The following is a 914-nucleotide window of genomic DNA, read 5'->3' on the forward strand; positions in this document are numbered from 1 at the left end:
GGACGCCGCCGAACAATCTTTCAAAGGGTTGGGTTCTGAACTTCGGTTCAGGGCCCAACCCTTTTTTGTTTTCGGTCACTTGACGTTCATGTCCCACGCCCAGCATCCACTGCATGGGTACTGCCGCATTGCTCAGGGCCGCAGGTGTCGGAGTTGGTGACGAGGTCGTCGTGCCGGCGTTCGGCAACGCCGAAGTAGCCGAAGCGGTCACCCGCGCCGGTGCGCTCCTCGCCTTCGCCGACGTCGATCCGGTGACCTACTGTCTCGACCCGGACGCCGTCCGAGCAGCGATAACTCCGAGGACCGCGGCCCTTGTCGCCGTACACCGGTTCGGGCGGCCGGCCGATGTCGGGAGGCTGTATGAACTCGGGGCGCGGCACGGGCTGTTGGTGCTGGAGCAGCGGGAGTCCGAGGCGCCGTACGACGAGGTGGCGCAGCGGCGGGAGCGGGCGGCCTATCTCGACGCGCGGTTGCGCGGGGTGCGGACGCCCGACGGCGGGGACGGGCACACCTATCAGCAGTACGTGGTGCGGGTTCCGGGGAACGGGCGGCCCGACCGGGACGCGTTCGCACGCGCCTTGCGCGGCAGGGGAGTCGACTGCCGGGTGCCGGTGAAGACACCGCTGCACCGGCAGCCCGAGTTCCGGCGGTACGTGTCGCTGCCGCAGACCGAACTGGCCGCCGACGAGACGCTGGCGTTGCCGATGGACGCCGCACTGACAAAGCGGGACATGCAGCGGATAGTGTCCGCCTGCAATGCCCTCGGGGGACTGCTTCAACCCGCCTTCTGACCGAGTTTGGGAACACGGCTCCGTTCGGGGTATGCTTTCTCTCGTTGCCGCGGGGGAAACCCCGATAAGTAGCAGGCCCCCTTAGCTCAGACGGCAGAGCGTCTCCATGGTAAGGAGAAGGTC

General features: G+C 67.3%; 1 protein-coding gene. It reads left to right on the forward strand.

Annotated elements, in window-relative coordinates:
- Positions 1-128 precede the first annotated feature (128 nt).
- The gene (locus BZL64_RS35915; protein WP_167396254.1) at positions 129-791 is read left to right on the forward strand and encodes a DegT/DnrJ/EryC1/StrS family aminotransferase; all 663 of its coding nucleotides are present in this window, start codon (positions 129-131) and stop codon (positions 789-791) included.
- The last annotated feature ends 123 nt before the right edge of the window (positions 792-914 follow it).

It is taken from the genome of Streptomyces bobili (assembly GCF_002154575.1).
In the GTDB taxonomy this organism is placed as follows: Bacteria; Actinomycetota; Actinomycetes; order Streptomycetales; family Streptomycetaceae; genus Streptomyces; species Streptomyces bobili.